Origin of the sequence: Richelia intracellularis HH01 (genome assembly GCF_000350105.1) — a bacterium.
GTDB classification, from domain to species: Bacteria; Cyanobacteriota; Cyanobacteriia; order Cyanobacteriales; family Nostocaceae; genus Richelia; species Richelia intracellularis.
The window spans coordinates 280,592-297,614 of the sequence record NZ_CAIY01000027.1 but is presented as its reverse complement, the minus strand read 5'-3'; the positions used below and the strand labels follow the sequence as shown (position 1 = coordinate 297,614).

The window sequence follows — 17,023 nt, the reverse complement described above, 5'->3', positions numbered from 1 at the left end:
CCTGCCCATCTCCATAGTTATTACTTACTGATTATTTCCTGGTAATCTTTGCTGGGGTAGTATTAACGTTACTCATAAATTCCTGATCTCTTCCTGTTGATGTCAACCGCCGTATTTTAGCTCCGAGGTTTTGTAGCTTTACATCTAATTGGTCGTAACCGCGATCAAGATGATGTAGTCCGTGAATTACTGTTTTTCCTTGAGCTGCCAACCCTGCTAAAACCAAGGCTGCTGCTGCCCGCAAATCTGTACATAATACTGGTGCTCCGGATAACATTGGTACTCCCCGAACAAAAGCAGTATTACCTTTCACACGAATATCTGCCCCTAGCCGGTTCAACTCTGAAGCATGGCGTAAACGGTTTTCAAATACAGATTCATTAATTAAGCTATCACCCTCTGCTAGGGTGAGCAGAGACATAAAAGGTGCTTGCATATCTGTAGGAAAACCCGGATGGGGTAGAGTCTCAATATCCGTGGCCCGCAAGGCTTTTGCTGGTAAGACTCGCAAACAGTTGGGTGGCTCTTCTATTAAATGTACACCCATCTCTCTAAGCTTAGCAATTACTGGTAATAAATGTTCCGTAACTACGGGAGAAAGTAATAATTCAGAATGAGTGATAGCTCCAGCAATTAGAAATGTTCCGGCTTCAATGCGGTCAGGAATAATTGTATGCTCGGTAGAATACAGCTTAGTAACACCATCAATAATAATTGTACTAGTGCCAGCACCTTTGATTTTTGCTCCCATAGAGATACAGAAATTAGCTAGGTCAAACACTTCTGGCTCACGAGCAGCATTTCCGATAATGGTTTCACCTTCAGCTAGAGTTGCCGCCATCATCAAAGTTTCTGTAGCTCCTACACTAGGGGAATCTAAATAAATTTTAGCCCCTTTAAGCCTTCGCCTGCTCTTGGGAATATAGGCATTACAAATACCATGCTCTATTTGTACTTCAGCTCCCATAGCTTGAAGTCCTCGGACATGTAGATCTACTGGACGAGCACCAATAGCACAACCACCAGGTAAGGGCATTTGCGCAACACCTAATCTTGCCAAAATTGCACCGATTGCAAAGAAACTAGCTCGTAACTGAGTAACTAATTCATATGGTGCTTTTGAGGTTTTGATTTCACTTGCATTGATATCTAAAACATCACCATGACGCTTTAAACTAATACCCAAAGCCGATAATACTTGCCCCATCTTTTCCACATCAGCCAAGAGAGGAACATTACGAATACGGCAATCTTCTGAACATAATAAGGCCCCAGCCATAATCACTAGTGCCGAATTTTTTGCTCCACTGATTTCCACATGACCATGCAAACTATGCCCACCTGATATTTGCAGCACCGAGGAATCTGTAAGTGCTGAAACTTTGGCACCTGGTAAGCCACTGGGAAGATTAATAAGCCTACCCTCCATGAAAAGTAAGTAATATTATTTAATTGAAAGTTGATTCCGATTTTACATTAAAGATTTAATTTTCCCATAGTATTACATAATCCATTCTACATAGCCAGATGCTTTTCTAGTTAAAAATATTGGCAAACTTTAGGTAATAAAGGAGTTCTAATTGCCAGATTTTTGACACCACCAAATAAATAAGTGATAATATTAAACTGATAAATATAGTTATGAGTATACAAATCAATCCATGTAACACAATAGTATACGGCAATATATAGTGCAATACGCGGGGTTGGCGGAATTGGTAGACGCGCTAGATTCAGGTTCTAGTTTCCTTATGGATGTCCGGGTTCAAGTCCCGGACTCCGCATTATTAATACTTAAGGACTAATTCAAGTTAATTGTTTTGCTTCTTTTTTTATGAATTTATATTACATTCTAGATACTATTACGCCCTACGTACGTACCAGTGTATGGAGTTTAAAAGTGGCAGGGCTAATTTTAAGGTCTCGTCCTCAATCTTCAAGGAAGATATGTTTTTATGTTGACTAGTACTCAAAATAATCTTGTCAAAAAAATTCGTAAATTACACTCCACTAAAGAAAGAGATAAACAGGGATTATTTTTAATTGAGGGGACCCATTTAATTAAAGAAGCTTGTGACGTAGGATATCCCCTGGTTAATGTTTGTTGTACTATACAATGGCAGAAAAATAATCAGGTTTTATGGAATGATGTTTGCAGTCGATGTAATTACGCTGATATTGTTAGTCAAGAAGTATTAAACCTGATTGCAACTACAATAAGGCCTAATGGAATTATTGCCACAGCTGTGAGGAGAAGTGATTCGATTAATATTCCCCTTAATGGGATTATTATAGCTTTAGAGGCAATTCAAGACCCCGGTAATTTAGGGACTATAATTCGTACGTCTGTGGCTGCGGGTGCTGCAGGATTATGGGTAAGTAAGGATAGCGTAGATTTAGATAATCCCAAAGTATTACGGGCCTCTGCTGGGCAGTGGTTCCATTTGCCTATGACAGTAATTGCTGATTTAAGAAAAACTGTAAAACAGGCACAACAGGCAGGAATACAAGTAATAGCAAGTTTACCCAATGCCAACCTAATTTACTGGGACGTGGATTGGCAACAGCCAAGTTTAATTCTTTTAGGTAATGAAGGTGCCGGGCTATCCCCTGATTTGTCAGCAATAGCAGATTTCCAAGTAAATATTCCTTTGTATCCACGAGTGGAATCTTTAAATGTAGGGGTCGCTGGATCCTTGATGTTATATGAAGCTTTAAGACAAAGGAGCTTACAATAAGAGAACTAAGTGAATTCACAACCAGTATTTTTTTTGCATGACCAAGAATCACACATATCATAAAAATCTGCTTGTTCTCAAAGAATATTTTATAGTAACTAATTAACTTAGTATGTAAAAACTCTATTAAACAAGTTTGATATTACATACAAAATTTATTTATCTTATCCTAAATTACAAATAAAGCAGGGGATTTATTATATAGCTACTTTATAAAAATCCAGGTTTAAATTAATATTTAAATACTATCAAAACGTTTAAGATACTACTGTTATGATGATGGTTAAATTTTTATTTAAAAGAGTAATTTTCCACAGGGAATATCGCATGTGTTGAAGAAGAATCTGCTTCTATAACTAAACAGTAAAAAATTAACCTATTGGTAATGAAGCAATTTGTTGAGATGACTAATAATTCAGGGAAAAAACTATATAGTAGCTAATAATCAGCTATTTAGGGAATATTCTATATTGTGATGTCTAAATCTATATTCTCTGGTAATACCATCTTATTAGCCAAATTAGAAATGTAGTCCAGATATAATAGTAATGGGCTTGGGTAAGGTCAATATTAAATAAAATCACTAGCAAATTAAACATTCAGTAAACCTTGAAGTGGAAAAGCTTTTTTGGGTTGTCTATTATCCATCCCAGGGTTTACTAGAAATCATTTATATCCAGAATCTAAATCTGGGCTTTAGAATAGTTAAATATTGTCATAAACTTACTAGGAAATAATCACTATATTGATTGAATTAATTTAAAATAATTCTGTACTTATGTTATACCAATCTGATAGAAAATTATCTTGATTTGCTACTATGGGTAACTTTGTAGGTATAATGCTTTTTTATTTTAGTATTGAGTTACTTAAACCAAAAATGAGTAAAGCTTAAATGCCCCCAATCTTCTGTTTGATGCTTAGATTTCAATCTCTAATTATTTTGAGGTAGTTCATTTAAATCCTAACATTCAGTTTTATGGTTTCACATCTATACAGAATAAGTACAATTATTGTCAAGTATTTCTTATTACTTTATGCTGTTGTTGGAGAGAGCGGAAATTATCAAGATAATTCCACCACAGCGATCAGAATGACTCCCGATTTTACCGTTATATATAAATCATCTGGTTTAAAAGTATATAAAAGGAAAACTTTAGATAATAAATTGGAATTTGTAACTGTTGTAAATACAAATAAGGCCAAAGTAAAACATTTAACTGGAAACTTGTCAAAAAGCAATCATAATAAAATCTACAAGAAATCATTGACAGAGTTTTGGCAGGATGAAAAGAAAATTGATGATAATGCACAACAGTTAAAGGTTATTACTAATGGCACATATTTCTCCACCAAGAACAACCCTACAGGTGTTGCCTTTGGGTTGAAAATACCAGGTAGACGACCAATATATGGCTATGGTGTTAGTAAAGAATATATTGGGCAAATACGCACACTTTCCTGGAATAATAAAACTGCTGTGAGTTTTATTCAAACTTATATGGTACAGACTTTTAGGATATCTCAGAATGTAGTGGGTGGACTTGATATTACTGCCAATAAATCAGCCCGGGAATATTTACCTCGTACCTTTGTTGGAGTTATGGACCAGGATAATGATGGTCTAACGGAAACCATAGTATTTTACTCTGGCAATTACACCCGTCAAATCGATGCGTCCACCACACTAAAACATTTTGGTGTGAAAAGTTCGATGATGCTTGATGGTGGGGGTAGTACAGGCCTAATTCTTGAGGGTCAGTCATTAATTCATACAAATCGTACTTTGCCTCATGCTCTTGCTATATATAGCATAACAAACCAGTGAGAAGTCGAATGTATAGCATCTATTTGTTGAGAAATGACTTGGTGTTTAAGTTTAAATGACACAGCCTTATTTGTTTATAAAACTTATTTAAGACCATCATTCAATTAAGAGTCCCACGACCCAACACCAGCAGTCATTACAATCACTTTCAAAGTCCTTTCCCTTAATTCAAGTATCTTAAACCCCACTCACTTCAGAAAAATCACTATCACAAGCAAAATACTACTGACTCAAATCTTAATTTTTAGTTTTCTGCCTCTAGAATAACTTATCACTTTTGGATATCTCAGTAAGGTGTAAGCATATTGTTGTACTGTCTTCTTGTTGCAATAAACTCCCAATCGATTTTAATGGGAATATCATTAGATTAGATACCCTTACTTTTACATATTAATCATTGGAAAGTTTTTGTCGTGAACTTCTTCTAATTTATTCTTGATTATAGACTATTGTCCTCCTGCTTTAACCTAACCCTAATAAATTTTTGTGAGCATATACTGTTGGAAAAATTCTATTGCTGTCTCTCTAGAGATTGAGAATTTTTAATGGAATATTCAACTCCATAAATAATAAATTGCTCAATTTAATCAAGGCCTCTAACAAATTTTTCTATGCTATTAAATGTAATTATTCACTAGTTTTCTGGTCATGTTATCTTCCTAATTTGAAGCATATCCTTAAATTTCCTGTAATCTATAGTATCCATCTGTAATCTATAGTATCCATCAATGAGTTTGAGCACACTCCATATTAAACAAAAGTACTGGTCACCCAAATTTTGGGTAAAAGTTTTGAAATATAACTTGTTCCGCTTATTGGGTAACTGATTAGTGCGTAATCGTTAAAAAAATATTAACGTGAAGTAGAACCTAATTGTTGCTTATAAAAAGTACAGAAAGCTTCCAATAAAAAGAGTTTTCCTTACAATCAGGTTATTAATCACATTACTGATTCCGAGCTTAAGAATCACTTAATCTTTGATACTATTATTTCGTCGCTTTCTCACTTTTTATTCTCCCTTATTTTTAAACTATCTAATTTCAAGTAATTGAAAGTGACAAGATAAGATGCAAGGAATACTGTGACAAACTGGCAATTACAAGTTCATAATAAAGACTATAGTCTTAATAATTATTTCCCTTAAAATTACACAATTTTTCAGTCTTTTTATAACCACCAGGTTTATTTAGAGGATTTGTGACAGAAACTGATGGGTTCGCTCTTCCTGGGGATGGTTGAAAAAAACGTTTGGTTTTGCAGCTTCAACTAACAAACCATCATCCATTAAAACTACGAGATCGGCTACTTCCCGGGCAAATCCAACCTCATGTGTAACAACCACCATAGTCATACCATCTTTAGCCAAAGTCAACATTACATCCAGTACTTCTCTTACCATTTCTGGATCTAAGGCCGAGGTTGGTTCATCAAACAACATAATTTTAGGTTGCATTGCTAAAGCACGAGCTATGGCGACTCGTTGTTGTTGTCCCCCAGATAGTTGTCCGGGATATTTATTAGCCTGTTCAAGAATACCCACCCTTTCTAATAATTGCATGGCCACCGTTTGAGCTTTAGTTTTAGAGAATTTACCTGACCAAACGGGGGCCAAAGTAATATTTTGCAGAACAGTTAAGTGGGGGAATAAATTAAATTGCTGAAAAACCATTCCCACATCTTTACGAATTGCCTCTATATTACGTAAATCGTGGCTGAGGGTAATACCATCAACTTCAATCATGCCTTGCTGATATGTTTCTAGGGCATTGAAGGTGCGAATAAAGGTTGACTTGCCAGAGCCAGAAGGCCCCATTAGTACTAATACCTCACCACGATTAACAGTCAAACTAACACCACGGAGCACATGGAATCCGCCGTACCATTTGTGAACATCTTCAGCAATAATTATTGGTGCTTCTTCAGATATGGCCATTATAAATCTTTAATTATTCAAGGTTGGTAGATTAGGTTTTACCTGTTGTGTATTCTCGCAGAAATTATGAGCAAATCGGCAGAGCAGCATGTAAATTACTTAGTTGTCATTGTGGTTTATTTTCAGGTAAAACTTATTTTTAATGTTTAATTCCACATATTGAACCAGTAAAACTACTCTAGACATAGTTGAAATAATCTGCCAATATTTCCATATTATTACGATTAGTATACTTGTGTACCAAGAAACCTAAAACTAGGGTGTACGTCCAATTACATTGTACGTTATTTAAATTTCAATGTTCCGACGAACTGCTTTTGGCATTGCTTTGAGTCTGCTTGTCCTTGGTAGTGGGTTAACAACTATTCCTGTGCCAGGTCATACTTCTACAAAAAAAACTACTGGTGGTCAAACAAACTTAAATACCTCAAATTTATTGACAAAACTGACCAGTTTTCATGCCAGTCTTATAGAGAAGTCAGTTTTTGAGAAAATTAACCACTATCGTGTTAGGCGAGGTTTAAAAAAACTTGCTTTGAATGGGACAATCTCTCGGCAGGCAAGATATCATAGTCAAAATATGGCTTTGAAAAAAGTGCCTCTTAGCCATCAGGGATTTAAGCAAAGGGTGAGTGTAATTCCCATACCTTACAACAGTGCATCAGAAAATGTTGCTTACAACCAAGGCTACAGTGACCCCGCAGCTCAGGCTGTGGAGGCTTGGCTCAATAGTCATAAACATTTAGAGAATATTCAAGGTAGTTTTCATTTGACTGGTGTTGGCGTTGCTATTAATGATCGTAGACAAGTTTATATTACACAAATTTTTCTGCGTACTAAGTAAATTTAGTTTTTGCATATTATTATATTAGTGTCTACTAAGGACTATTATTCCCTACCCTAGGCACTATGTCCCATCCTAAATAATAAAGAATGATATTGCCAGATTTTCATGTTTGCGATTGCGACCTAAGTGATGATACTGTGGCTGAATATCTCCAGTCAACCATAATTGCTGTAGATACAGAAACTATGGGGCTTTTGCCACAACGTGATCGTCTGTGTTTAGTACAATTATGTAACTCTGAAGGTAAAGTTACAGTTGTCCTGATAAATAATGGTCAAAAGAGTGCACCCAATCTAAAAGTGCTTATGGAGGCAGAAAAAATTTCAAAAGTATTCCATTTTGCCCGTTTTGACTTGGCAGTCTTAAATTACCATTTAGGGATTAATGTGAATCCTGTTTTTTGTACTAAGATTGCTAGCAAGTTGGCTAGAACCTATTCCCCACGCCATAGTTTGAAAGATTTGGTAAGAGAATTGGAAGGTATAGAAATGGATAAAACTGCCCAAAGTTCTGATTGGGGAGACTCAGCTAACTTAACAGAAGTACAATTAAATTATGCAGCAAGTGATGTCCGTTATCTAGTAAATATACAACAGAAATTACAGGTGATTCTGCAAAGAGAGGAAAGGTGGGAGATTGCCCAAAAGTGTTTTCGGTGCCTACCAACAATAACTCAGCTAGATTTATTACAGTACCAGAATATATTTGAACATTAGAACTATTGCAAAATTATAAAGATGATAGGGAGTTTATAACCACTTCAAATGCTACTCAACATTTATCTCTTATAATTATCATTCGATATGAATTATTTAAACTCATTACTGGATGCATAAATTAAAGGAAACTTTAGAATTTACTCTAGATCGGAATATATTTTGACCATAAAGATAAATCAAATACCATCTGTTTTTTTTGATTGGGTTTGGTGTGTTACTGAATTGGTTTAGCTTGATGTCCTATTTAACGCTATCAAAACTTAGCACAATAGAAAGCAAAGGTAAACTTAAAAGCGTCTCGGAGAGAGTACTTGAGACTAATATATTAAAGCAAGTAAGGGAGTATTTTTTCTAAAAAAGGCAAATTAAATTTTATTTAATTATAAGAAAAACCACTCTCTAAAAACACCTCAGCAAGTTTATTTAGCATTCTTTATCAATGGGATGCAATACAAGTCTTATGGAAATCTGATAAAAATAGTAAATTTATATAAGAGCAAAATAATGAAAATTTATGGTTGATTAGACCAAGTGTAGTTTGCGAGAAAGCTTACACCAAACTAGCGACTCATATTGCTATTTTGGCTCTAATCGAGTAGATAGAATAGAGGATATTTACAATAATTTGTCTTGGATGAGCCCCTACTTAAATAGATTTAAGTATATTAACCGCGGTGTTGCCCTACATTTTTTGAGCAGATTAATTCAATAATATTTGTAAATTAATTAATTTTCCTACTAATACAAAATACACATTGCAGCTACATAAATGACCCCATGATGTTGGGCTCTCGAGTATGTTATGTACAGGCAAGACCTTCTTAATCATGACTAATGAATAGCCAAAATTCTAAATTGTGAGCAAAAGTGGCTTTTATCGTGTCCATGTTTGGGCCTATGTTGATTGATTTACCTGATTTCAAGTTCATTAGCAAAACTATTCCAACGTACAAATTTAAATTCCCCAGCAATCGATCCCCAGGCATGTAAATCTGTTTCTAGATACCTTCCTCTATCAAGGCTGACAAATTTTTCTGCGTCAATTTCGAACTCACTATCGAGATATGTCTTTTTGCCATCATGAATAACTATACACTGTTTGCCAGTTTCCACTTTCCCCTTAAAACTGCTGCCAGTCCATTTTACAAGCATATTGCATCCTGGCATTTTTTCTAGGCTGTTGATGGTAATGCGTTTTAATTGTTCTCTATTACGGGATGCACCATAAAACTTTTTCTCTTCTTTAAAGTTATAGTGCTCAATTACAATATTTCCTTTGGCAGGAATTATTCTCATGACCCTCAAGCGATAAGGTTGATTTAAATTATAATTATAAGCCTGCTCTAACAATAAACTGACTCCAGATAACAAGTTCCAGGGGAGGGGACGAATACATACTCGAATATGAGCAAATAACGGGGGGTTATCAAAAGCTTGTTGCTGATTACTAAAGTCAGCTGCCATCCACCGAGCTAATGTTGCAATATCCTGAGAATTAGTCATGACAAGTTTAAAGACTATTTATTAAACTTTTTCCTGCAAGTATTTTAACTTGCTATGTGAGAATGAAGAGGGAATATTTACAACCTATATGTTTTCACAATTTTTATTCATACGTTTATCACATAATTTTTATCCCAAGATTATTACTTAGTAGTTAACGAATAAGATCATTAAATATTATTTAAAGGTAAAGTACTTTATCTTACATTCTTTTGATAAAATTAATAAAAAACCCTATATGATGGATTTTGTATCACATCTTGCTCTTGAAAAATAAATAATACTGACAGTATAGAATATCTCTAATCCTTACCTCCGAAAATATTTCATCACACAAAAATGGAAATTTGTTCATATAGCATATAGTTACTATAAAAAATTCTGTTATTATCAACGATGTGTTATGACTCACCCATAGAGAATAAACTTAGGATAGCTCATAAGTTATTTTTGTAAAAAAATAGTAGGCTCCAAATAATTCAGGTATATTTCTTTATATTTTCAGCTAGTTATCCTGGATGATGGTGAATTATCAAAGCTGCTAAGGCTAAAGTTTTAGTGCTCTAGGCATGTGATTTCAATGATATCCTGTATCCTGACATAACCAGGCAATACCTTATTTTTAATTATTATTATTATAGTAGTATCTGAATTGAGGTTGCTAATGATTTGGATTCTCTTATTAACCACTTTAAAGCCTATAAGAATAGTCCTAGGTAGGCCTAATTACTTTATTACACACACTAACTAATTTTGCCTTCATACTAAACATTAAACTTAATAAATGTAAATTCCCTTCTCTAAGTAAAAATTGAACAGACTGAGAGATAATTGGATACTCACAAAATTAGTACATTCTATTTTACCAATTTATCAATAACATCAGAGAGTTTATTATTACTAGGTATTGCATCACCAAAAAGAATACATAATTGGGAAGTTAATCTAGTAAGCTATTAAGCAGTCATATCCATAAATTTTCCTGATTATATCTCATTCAATCTATAAACTATTGCAAAATAACATCATACCAATAGCATAGGTGCCTATAACTCTATCTCCAACAAAAAATTGTTAATAAGGATTAAAATCAGAAAAATTTTCCGCTTCTCGCAGCTAATAGTTATATTTAGTAATAAATAAGAATAGATATTTAATTGCTAAATGAGAACAATATCTTGTATCTATAGGGTTCTAAGATAAAAGCAACTAATAGCAAGTAATATTCAGGATTAAAGAGGAAAAGCAAGCTACTATTATAAACTTTTAGCAATATCTATAAATCATAAAATAATAATTACTTTATTCTAAGAATCCATATCCTAAGATTTTTTTTGATAGGAATTACCCTTCTACTACTTGATTCTTGAAACATCGTTTTTTTTACTTTAAATATAAAACTTTAATGTAGATATCACTTGTTAAGATTCATAGTTTAATGTAAAAAGTAACGGGCATTTGCTAAAATATACTTTAGCAAAAAAGATAGTCTTATTAAAAGGAAGTTAAATGAATTAGTATGTAAAAATCTTGAGAAGAATAATGGAGTTAAGGGAATCATGATTTATGAGGTGAAAGGTCTTATTCAATGCTTCCAATAGTCCAAAAATAAAAATTATATTTTCCTACTAAAAGGCAAAAATATACTTGCAATTAATGACTATCATTATTACAAAAGTAAGGGTATGCTATTTTTTAGCAAGGCAAACTCAGGAAAATTCTATGAGTAATTTAAATGGTTCAGAAATTTATAAGATTCCAAAAATAACATACATATCCTGACCATCGTAAATAGCTTAAAATCAGCATATTGAACTAAAAGCAAAAAAATGAAACTCAGTGTTTCATTTAATCATGTGTGCTTCATGAAAATACTATGACTATCCTGGAAAACTATGTCACAGTAAATTTTATAAGAATTTGAATGAAAATTATTTTCATTCAAATTCTTATCTACATTAATAACTTTTAGTTCAATACTTTCTCAATATTTAGTATTCCGATATTAAACTACCAACCTACTACTTTTCACTATTTTCCAGAAACTATATCGACTTATAGGATCTATTTGACAGGCCCCAGCTGTGATAGTTGTATATCTCTTCATAATAAGAAGCAATGACTTACATGCACTACAAGCAATTTTAACGCAGATATGTATAGATATTTATAACATTAAGGTAGTTAGATATTCTACCAACCAAATAATATGATTATTGATCGTTTTAGACAATAACTTATAAGCAAATTAATATACTGTATCCGATAAATTTAAGCCTTAGAATATAGCATTAGGAGATGTTCAGAATCCATTATCACAACAGTCGTAATACTCCTCAAGTTCTTATCACAATTAATTTCTCTATCAAATTATTAATAATAAAATATCTATGCTCACTTTTATTTAAGTCTAGGAAAAATGTGGAATTAGAGTCGATTTTATATATTAACTCTTCTATAGCTATATTTATAATCTATTACTTAGATAAAGATAAAAGTTATATTATTTGCTGTAATATGAACTACCTGTAACTGTACTACTAGTTTCTATACTATGAATCATGTCTCACACTAACTCCTATTACAATATTATTCAAAAATAGTTATGGCAAAAACAGTTATTTACTTTACAAACTCTTCCTAGCTAATGCAGTAAATTGCTTGTATTTCAGATTACAAAATAACTGTGTTGCTCTATAGTAATCACAAGTATTTTTTAGGAAAGTTATACATAATACTGCCATAAATACAAACAAGCCTGTATCTTGAATCTCAATTCCCTGTTAAAATCACTGGTATTTAAAATAGTGTTATTTTTTCATTATGTTGTTTAATAAATTAATTTTAATTACACTGAAAATACTATTTGTATTTTTTAGGATAGTAATTTTCATGGTAGTATAACTTGGTCAATTCACTTCGGGTTTTATTTTTTTAATAAATCAAATATGTTTGTATGATAATGCCTTTTTAATGGCTTCTATTCAAGTACAACTAATGAAGTGTATTAGTGTCTCGAGTCAAAGATGTAGGATTAAGGAGAAATTGGGATGCTCTAATAGCTATTTCAGGTGATAAATTAATTTTTTTAATCTAATTAAACCTTCATTTATAAATAAATCTCTGATATAAGCTTTATCCTGTGTGTTAAAAGTGGTTTCATAAAATATTTCTTTAATCCCGGCAGAAATAATTAATTTAAGGCAAGATAAACAAGGTTCTAAGGTAACATAAATACTTGACATGTCTGTAGAAATACCATGTTTAGCAGCTTGAGCAATTGCATTAGCCTCTGCATGTATAGCCCGTGAAGGTAAAGTTTTGCTGGCATCACAACTGCTGAGGTCAGGGTAGCAGTAGCCTTGATTAATACAATGGGCAGAACCAGAGGGAGGACCATTATAACCTGTGGCTAGTATCTGTTTATTTTTAACAATTACAGCTCCTACAGGGAAGGCTAGACAAGTTGAACGAGTAGCTGCTAATTTAGCCAACATTAGGAAATATTCATGCCATGTTGGTCGTTTATAGGGTTGGTTTTTATTAAGTTTATCGTACATTGAAAATTAAAAATTAACTTGATTAAGAAGTTTTGACTAATTCAATTCATGTTATGCTCAACTATGTCAAATCTTACTGACTCTGTTCTGAAAAAGAATATTATGTGGATAAAGAGATATAGTGAAGTTTAGTAGTAATCCCTAGCCTTCTTGACCTATACTCATCCCCACAACCTTCTACCAGGTTTTCCTTGCAATCTTGTATGGGTATCTTGCAATAGACTGGGAATATCTAGATTCTCTGGACATCTAGGTAAACAGTCACCACATTCTGTACACCTGTTCCCCTTCATTCCGGGAAACCAATGACCAGAATTTTCTAGCATTCCATAACGGTATTCCCCATAGTTTTTCATGTTATAGCTAATAGTAAGATTTCTTAGTCTTAATATTTCCGGGATATTGATATTTTCCGGACAGGGCAAACACTTGTAGCACTGACTACACTGGCTATTGCCTAATGCTTGATAAGAATAATCTGCTAAAGTATGGAACACTCTTTTTTCTTCTTCTGTCAAAGGATGAATACTATCAGAAGTTTGTAAAGGTTTGATTAATTCATCTGGGTTTCCTGCACCAACACTCAACGTCGTAATACGAGAATCACTTAACAGAAATCTATAGTTGATTTCTAAGGGTGAAAAAGGATGGCACAGCTTAACTAAAGTTGGAGGAGGAGTATACAATCGTCCCCCCTTATCACTAGGAGAGATAATAAATACGCCCATTTCCTTTTGATAGGCTAACTCAACTGCCGGAGCATTACGTTGAAAAAAATAGTAATAATGTAGATTAACGAACTCGAAAAAATCCGTATTAATAGTAGCTAAAATAACTTCTAAGGGTGCATGGGTAGAAAATCCTATATGTTTAACTCGCCCATCATCGATGGCCTTCCATACAGCCTGCATACAGCCATTAGGATTTTTAATTAACTCTAAATGCTCCCAGGTATTTATACCATGAATCCCTAAACAATCGATATAACATACATTTAACCTAGCTAAGGATTCATCGATATACCGATTCATTGTGTCTGCATCTTCAGTGGGAGGTATTTTAGTAGTAATATAGAGTTGAGAACGAGGTACTGGAAGTCCTGCGGCAAATGCCCTCCCTAAAAATTCCTCACTTTGACCATAACCCCTGGCTGTTTCTAAATGGTTTATTCCGTGTGAAATCGTAGCATTAATAGTGTCATATGCATTCTTTGGTGTTGTCAAATAACGCATAGTCCCCAGGGAAAATATAGAGAGGAAAAGATTTGTTTTGCCAAAACGTCGATATTGCATCTGGTCGATATTGCATCCTGAATTATGTATGTTATCTTAATTAACCCCAAATAAATATTTAACTGTTTTCACTAGTTCCAAAATAGCGGATTAAGTCTTCTGGACAAAGATTAGAAATAAACTCTCTAAATGCTTCTTGCTCAGCCTCATCTGCATCCCGATCTATAGGGATAGAGGCATTGGCAATGACTTCCTCCATAACCCATATGGATGCATTGGCACGCAAAGCTAATGCAATTGCATCGCTTGGGCGGGAATCTATTTCCTTTCTAAATTCTCCCTGCTGCAAAATCACAGATGCATAAAATGTATCTCTTTCTAAGGAATGAATAATAATTTTTTCTATGTTAATGTTCCATTCCCCAAGAGAGTTCATCATTAAGTCGTGAGTTAAAGGTCTAGGAGGCTTTTGGTTTTCCAATGGGCCGATAATTGCTCTGGCTTGTTCCAGAGCAATATATATCAACAAAGCGCGGCGTTCGGAAGCATCTTTCAAGAGTATAATGGGGCTACGGGTAATGGCATCCAATGCTATGCCGGCGACTTTCATCTCAATCATTGGCTATGCCTCTATAATACTTTGAGCACTAGGTAAAAACATTAACAAGTCATGCTTTTTCTGTTCAAGGCTGGAAGAAATATAAATACGAGTTTTAGCACTTATAGAATTGCCCCCATTAAATCCCCAAATTGTTAATATCAGAGTAATTTTTAGCAAAAAGATCCAACAATAACTTGCTTTATTAAGTATGCCTTGATTTAAAACAGAATGTTGTGTGATTTATACAGAAAACATAGTGAGTCAATATGCTCCCAATAGAAAAAATACTATGGGAATTACTAGTTCATTTTCAAATTAATTAAGTGGTAAATAGAATTGAATCGATAGGGAAAGCCATGTTTACAGGATTAATCCAGACATTAGGAAAAATCAAACCTGTAGGGAGAAATTCCTGGCAGATTACTTGTGTTGGTGATAACTCAAAATTAATGATGACTGATTTGGCTTATGGAGATAGTGTAGCTGTGGATGGTGTTTGTTTAACAGTAGAAAAGAAACTTGACAATGGGTTCATTGCTACTATTTCCCCAGAAACCCTCCAAAAAACTACATTAGGACAAGCATTAACAAGCAACCAATACGTGAATTTGGAGACTTCTTTGAGGGTTAATAGCAAAGTTGGGGGACATTTTGTCATGGGTCATGTCGATGGAATAGGTCAGATGATAAGTGTTATACAAACAGCCACTTCTTGGGAAATGGAGTTCGTTGCGCCAGATGCAATAGCCCGTTATATTGTTCCCAAGGGCAGTATTGCTGTTAATGGTATCAGCCTTACAGTAGCAGAATACGATCAGGAATTGTGCAAATTTAAGATAGCTGTCATTCCCACAACCTATACTGACACTAATCTCCAATATTTAACATATGGTAGTTGGGTGAATTTAGAAGGAGATATTTTAGGTAAGTATGTGGAAAGGTTCCTCAATGTTGGTAAATCAACTATACCTTTCAAGGGAAATGATAGTAAAAACGATATTGACTCCAGTTTTCTTAACGAACATGGATATTTGTAGGAAAATAAAAAATATTGACTAACTATTTACATTTACATTTCCATTTTCATGTTGGTCTTCTACCTTACATAGATGTAAAGTTAAGTCTTATTTGACTCTAATTGTAAAATTTTTTGCAAGGTTTAATTTACTTAGTACTGAATTACTCAAACTAAATATAAAACACAATAAAAAACATAAAAATAACTCCTAGCATAGACAAATCATACCTTATATGGGTTTTTAAATCTCTAATTAGTTGCATTACCACAAGTTTTCTATAACAATTTTTCCTGTATTAGAGATACAGCCCATCTAATTAGTTGATAATCTGTTAAGTTTCGTCACAATTAATAATTTTGTTTATCGCAGTCTGCAACCATAATTTTATAAGCTTTCATCGGAAAAATAAGTATGCCCATAAGTAAACCAATATTAATTTTAATAAGATAATTGAAATAGGCAATTCCTATAACTTAGTGTGTTATATTTACCTCGAACTTGGTAATTACTGGGATTAGACTAATCTGTTAGATGTTAGAAGAGCATTTCTGTAGTGTAAATACCACTCTTGATAATGTTATTAGTTATATGATTGCAATTACTCCTATTAAGTTATGCATGACAGAAGTGAAAATCCCACTCTCGTCATAAAAGTTTCAAAGACGGATTTGAGAGAGTATTGATTATTGCTTATATGATGTGTCCTTAATTGTTGGTTGTTTGATATGAGCTTTTACAACAGTTGTAGCAGTTGATAATAATTATTTTGGGTTATGAGGTTTAGATTATGTAAGTAGTTATTGTCGCTTGGTATAGTTTTCTGCTCTGTATTTACTTATTTGTAAGTATCCGGCTTAGGATTGATTTGAATTGGGTTTTTATAACCAAGTCTTAAATGTAAAGGTATCCCTTTGGAAAAAATAATATCTTGATGTGATTTTCTTTTTAATTACTACTGGTTGATTTTGGATCAACAATAAAACACTATCAAGCGGGCTCAAGCAATTCTGCTCATAAAAACCTGTATTATTCTGGAGTATTAT

Annotated in this window: 11 protein-coding genes and 1 tRNA gene; 6 read left to right on the top strand and 6 right to left on the bottom strand. The window is 33.6% G+C overall.

What is annotated here, in order from left to right; translation table 11 throughout:
* Nucleotides 1–31 precede the first annotated feature (31 nt).
* On the bottom strand, nucleotides 32–1,429 hold the full coding sequence (gene murA / locus RINTHH_RS02770; RefSeq protein WP_008232617.1) for a UDP-N-acetylglucosamine 1-carboxyvinyltransferase: 1,398 nt from the start codon (nucleotides 1,427–1,429) through the stop codon (nucleotides 32–34).
* Nucleotides 1,430–1,700: 271 nt separating this feature from the next.
* Between murA and RINTHH_RS02765 the strand changes: the two genes are divergently transcribed.
* From RINTHH_RS02765 to RINTHH_RS02755, 3 genes are all read left to right on the top strand, one after another.
* Nucleotides 1,701–1,784, top strand: a tRNA-Leu gene (locus RINTHH_RS02765).
* Between the two features lie 171 nt (nucleotides 1,785–1,955).
* Entirely contained in the window at nucleotides 1,956–2,738 is a 783-nt protein-coding gene (locus RINTHH_RS02760; RefSeq protein ID WP_008232607.1) for a TrmH family RNA methyltransferase, read from the top strand.
* A 979-nt stretch (nucleotides 2,739–3,717) separates the two neighbouring features.
* Nucleotides 3,718–4,566, top strand: coding sequence for a phosphodiester glycosidase family protein (locus RINTHH_RS02755; protein WP_008232605.1), 849 nt, complete (start codon nucleotides 3,718–3,720; stop codon nucleotides 4,564–4,566).
* Between the two features lie 1,186 nt (nucleotides 4,567–5,752).
* On the opposite strand, the gene RINTHH_RS02750 is transcribed toward RINTHH_RS02755, so the two are convergent.
* Entirely contained in the window at nucleotides 5,753–6,499 is a 747-nt protein-coding gene (locus tag RINTHH_RS02750; RefSeq protein WP_008232603.1) for an amino acid ABC transporter ATP-binding protein, read from the bottom strand.
* A gap of 298 nt (nucleotides 6,500–6,797) precedes the next feature.
* Between RINTHH_RS02750 and RINTHH_RS02745 the strand changes: the two genes are divergently transcribed.
* Together RINTHH_RS02745 and RINTHH_RS02740 are read left to right on the top strand one after the other, a co-directional pair.
* Nucleotides 6,798–7,343 carry a CAP domain-containing protein gene (locus tag RINTHH_RS02745; RefSeq protein ID WP_008232595.1) on the top strand — a complete coding sequence of 182 codons (546 nt, stop codon included), beginning with the start codon at nucleotides 6,798–6,800 and terminating at the stop codon, nucleotides 7,341–7,343.
* Nucleotides 7,344–7,432: 89 nt separating this feature from the next.
* On the top strand, nucleotides 7,433–8,062 hold the full coding sequence (locus RINTHH_RS02740; RefSeq protein ID WP_008232593.1) for a ribonuclease H-like domain-containing protein: 630 nt from the start codon (nucleotides 7,433–7,435) through the stop codon (nucleotides 8,060–8,062).
* Nucleotides 8,063–8,974: 912 nt separating this feature from the next.
* On the opposite strand, the gene RINTHH_RS02735 is transcribed toward RINTHH_RS02740, so the two are convergent.
* The 4 genes from RINTHH_RS02735 to RINTHH_RS02720 form a co-directional block, all read right to left on the bottom strand.
* Entirely contained in the window at nucleotides 8,975–9,568 is a 594-nt protein-coding gene (locus RINTHH_RS02735) for a chromophore lyase CpcT/CpeT (RefSeq protein WP_044304438.1), read from the bottom strand.
* Between the two features lie 3,062 nt (nucleotides 9,569–12,630).
* Nucleotides 12,631–13,128, bottom strand: coding sequence for a deoxycytidylate deaminase (locus RINTHH_RS02730; protein ID WP_231291148.1), 498 nt, complete (start codon nucleotides 13,126–13,128; stop codon nucleotides 12,631–12,633).
* A 161-nt stretch (nucleotides 13,129–13,289) separates the two neighbouring features.
* Nucleotides 13,290–14,420 (bottom strand): aldo/keto reductase, encoded by a 1,131-nt coding sequence (locus tag RINTHH_RS02725; protein ID WP_044304437.1) that lies wholly within the window; start codon nucleotides 14,418–14,420, stop codon nucleotides 13,290–13,292.
* A gap of 58 nt (nucleotides 14,421–14,478) precedes the next feature.
* Nucleotides 14,479–14,979 carry a bifunctional nuclease family protein gene (locus tag RINTHH_RS02720; protein WP_008232567.1) on the bottom strand — a complete coding sequence of 167 codons (501 nt, stop codon included), beginning with the start codon at nucleotides 14,977–14,979 and terminating at the stop codon, nucleotides 14,479–14,481.
* A 338-nt stretch (nucleotides 14,980–15,317) separates the two neighbouring features.
* On the opposite strand from RINTHH_RS02720, the gene RINTHH_RS02715 reads away from it, so the two are divergent.
* Nucleotides 15,318–15,998 (top strand): riboflavin synthase, encoded by a 681-nt coding sequence (locus RINTHH_RS02715; protein WP_008232565.1) that lies wholly within the window; start codon nucleotides 15,318–15,320, stop codon nucleotides 15,996–15,998.
* The last annotated feature ends 1,025 nt before the right edge of the window (nucleotides 15,999–17,023 follow it).

Coding starts and splice junctions, on each gene's coding strand:
- RINTHH_RS02725 (WP_044304437.1), bottom strand. CDS start 14,420: ATGCAATATCGACGTTTTGGCAAAACAAATCTTTTCCTCTCTATATTT.
- RINTHH_RS02730 (WP_231291148.1), bottom strand. CDS start 13,128: ATGTACGATAAACTTAATAAAAACCAACCCTATAAACGACCAACATGG.
- RINTHH_RS02740 (WP_008232593.1), top strand. CDS start 7,433: ATGATATTGCCAGATTTTCATGTTTGCGATTGCGACCTAAGTGATGAT.
- RINTHH_RS02760 (WP_008232607.1), top strand. CDS start 1,956: ATGTTGACTAGTACTCAAAATAATCTTGTCAAAAAAATTCGTAAATTA.
- murA (WP_008232617.1), bottom strand. CDS start 1,429: ATGGAGGGTAGGCTTATTAATCTTCCCAGTGGCTTACCAGGTGCCAAA.
- RINTHH_RS02750 (WP_008232603.1), bottom strand. CDS start 6,499: ATGGCCATATCTGAAGAAGCACCAATAATTATTGCTGAAGATGTTCAC.
- RINTHH_RS02755 (WP_008232605.1), top strand. CDS start 3,718: ATGGTTTCACATCTATACAGAATAAGTACAATTATTGTCAAGTATTTC.
- RINTHH_RS02735 (WP_044304438.1), bottom strand. CDS start 9,568: ATGACTAATTCTCAGGATATTGCAACATTAGCTCGGTGGATGGCAGCT.
- RINTHH_RS02715 (WP_008232565.1), top strand. CDS start 15,318: ATGTTTACAGGATTAATCCAGACATTAGGAAAAATCAAACCTGTAGGG.
- RINTHH_RS02720 (WP_008232567.1), bottom strand. CDS start 14,979: ATGATTGAGATGAAAGTCGCCGGCATAGCATTGGATGCCATTACCCGT.
- RINTHH_RS02745 (WP_008232595.1), top strand. CDS start 6,798: ATGTTCCGACGAACTGCTTTTGGCATTGCTTTGAGTCTGCTTGTCCTT.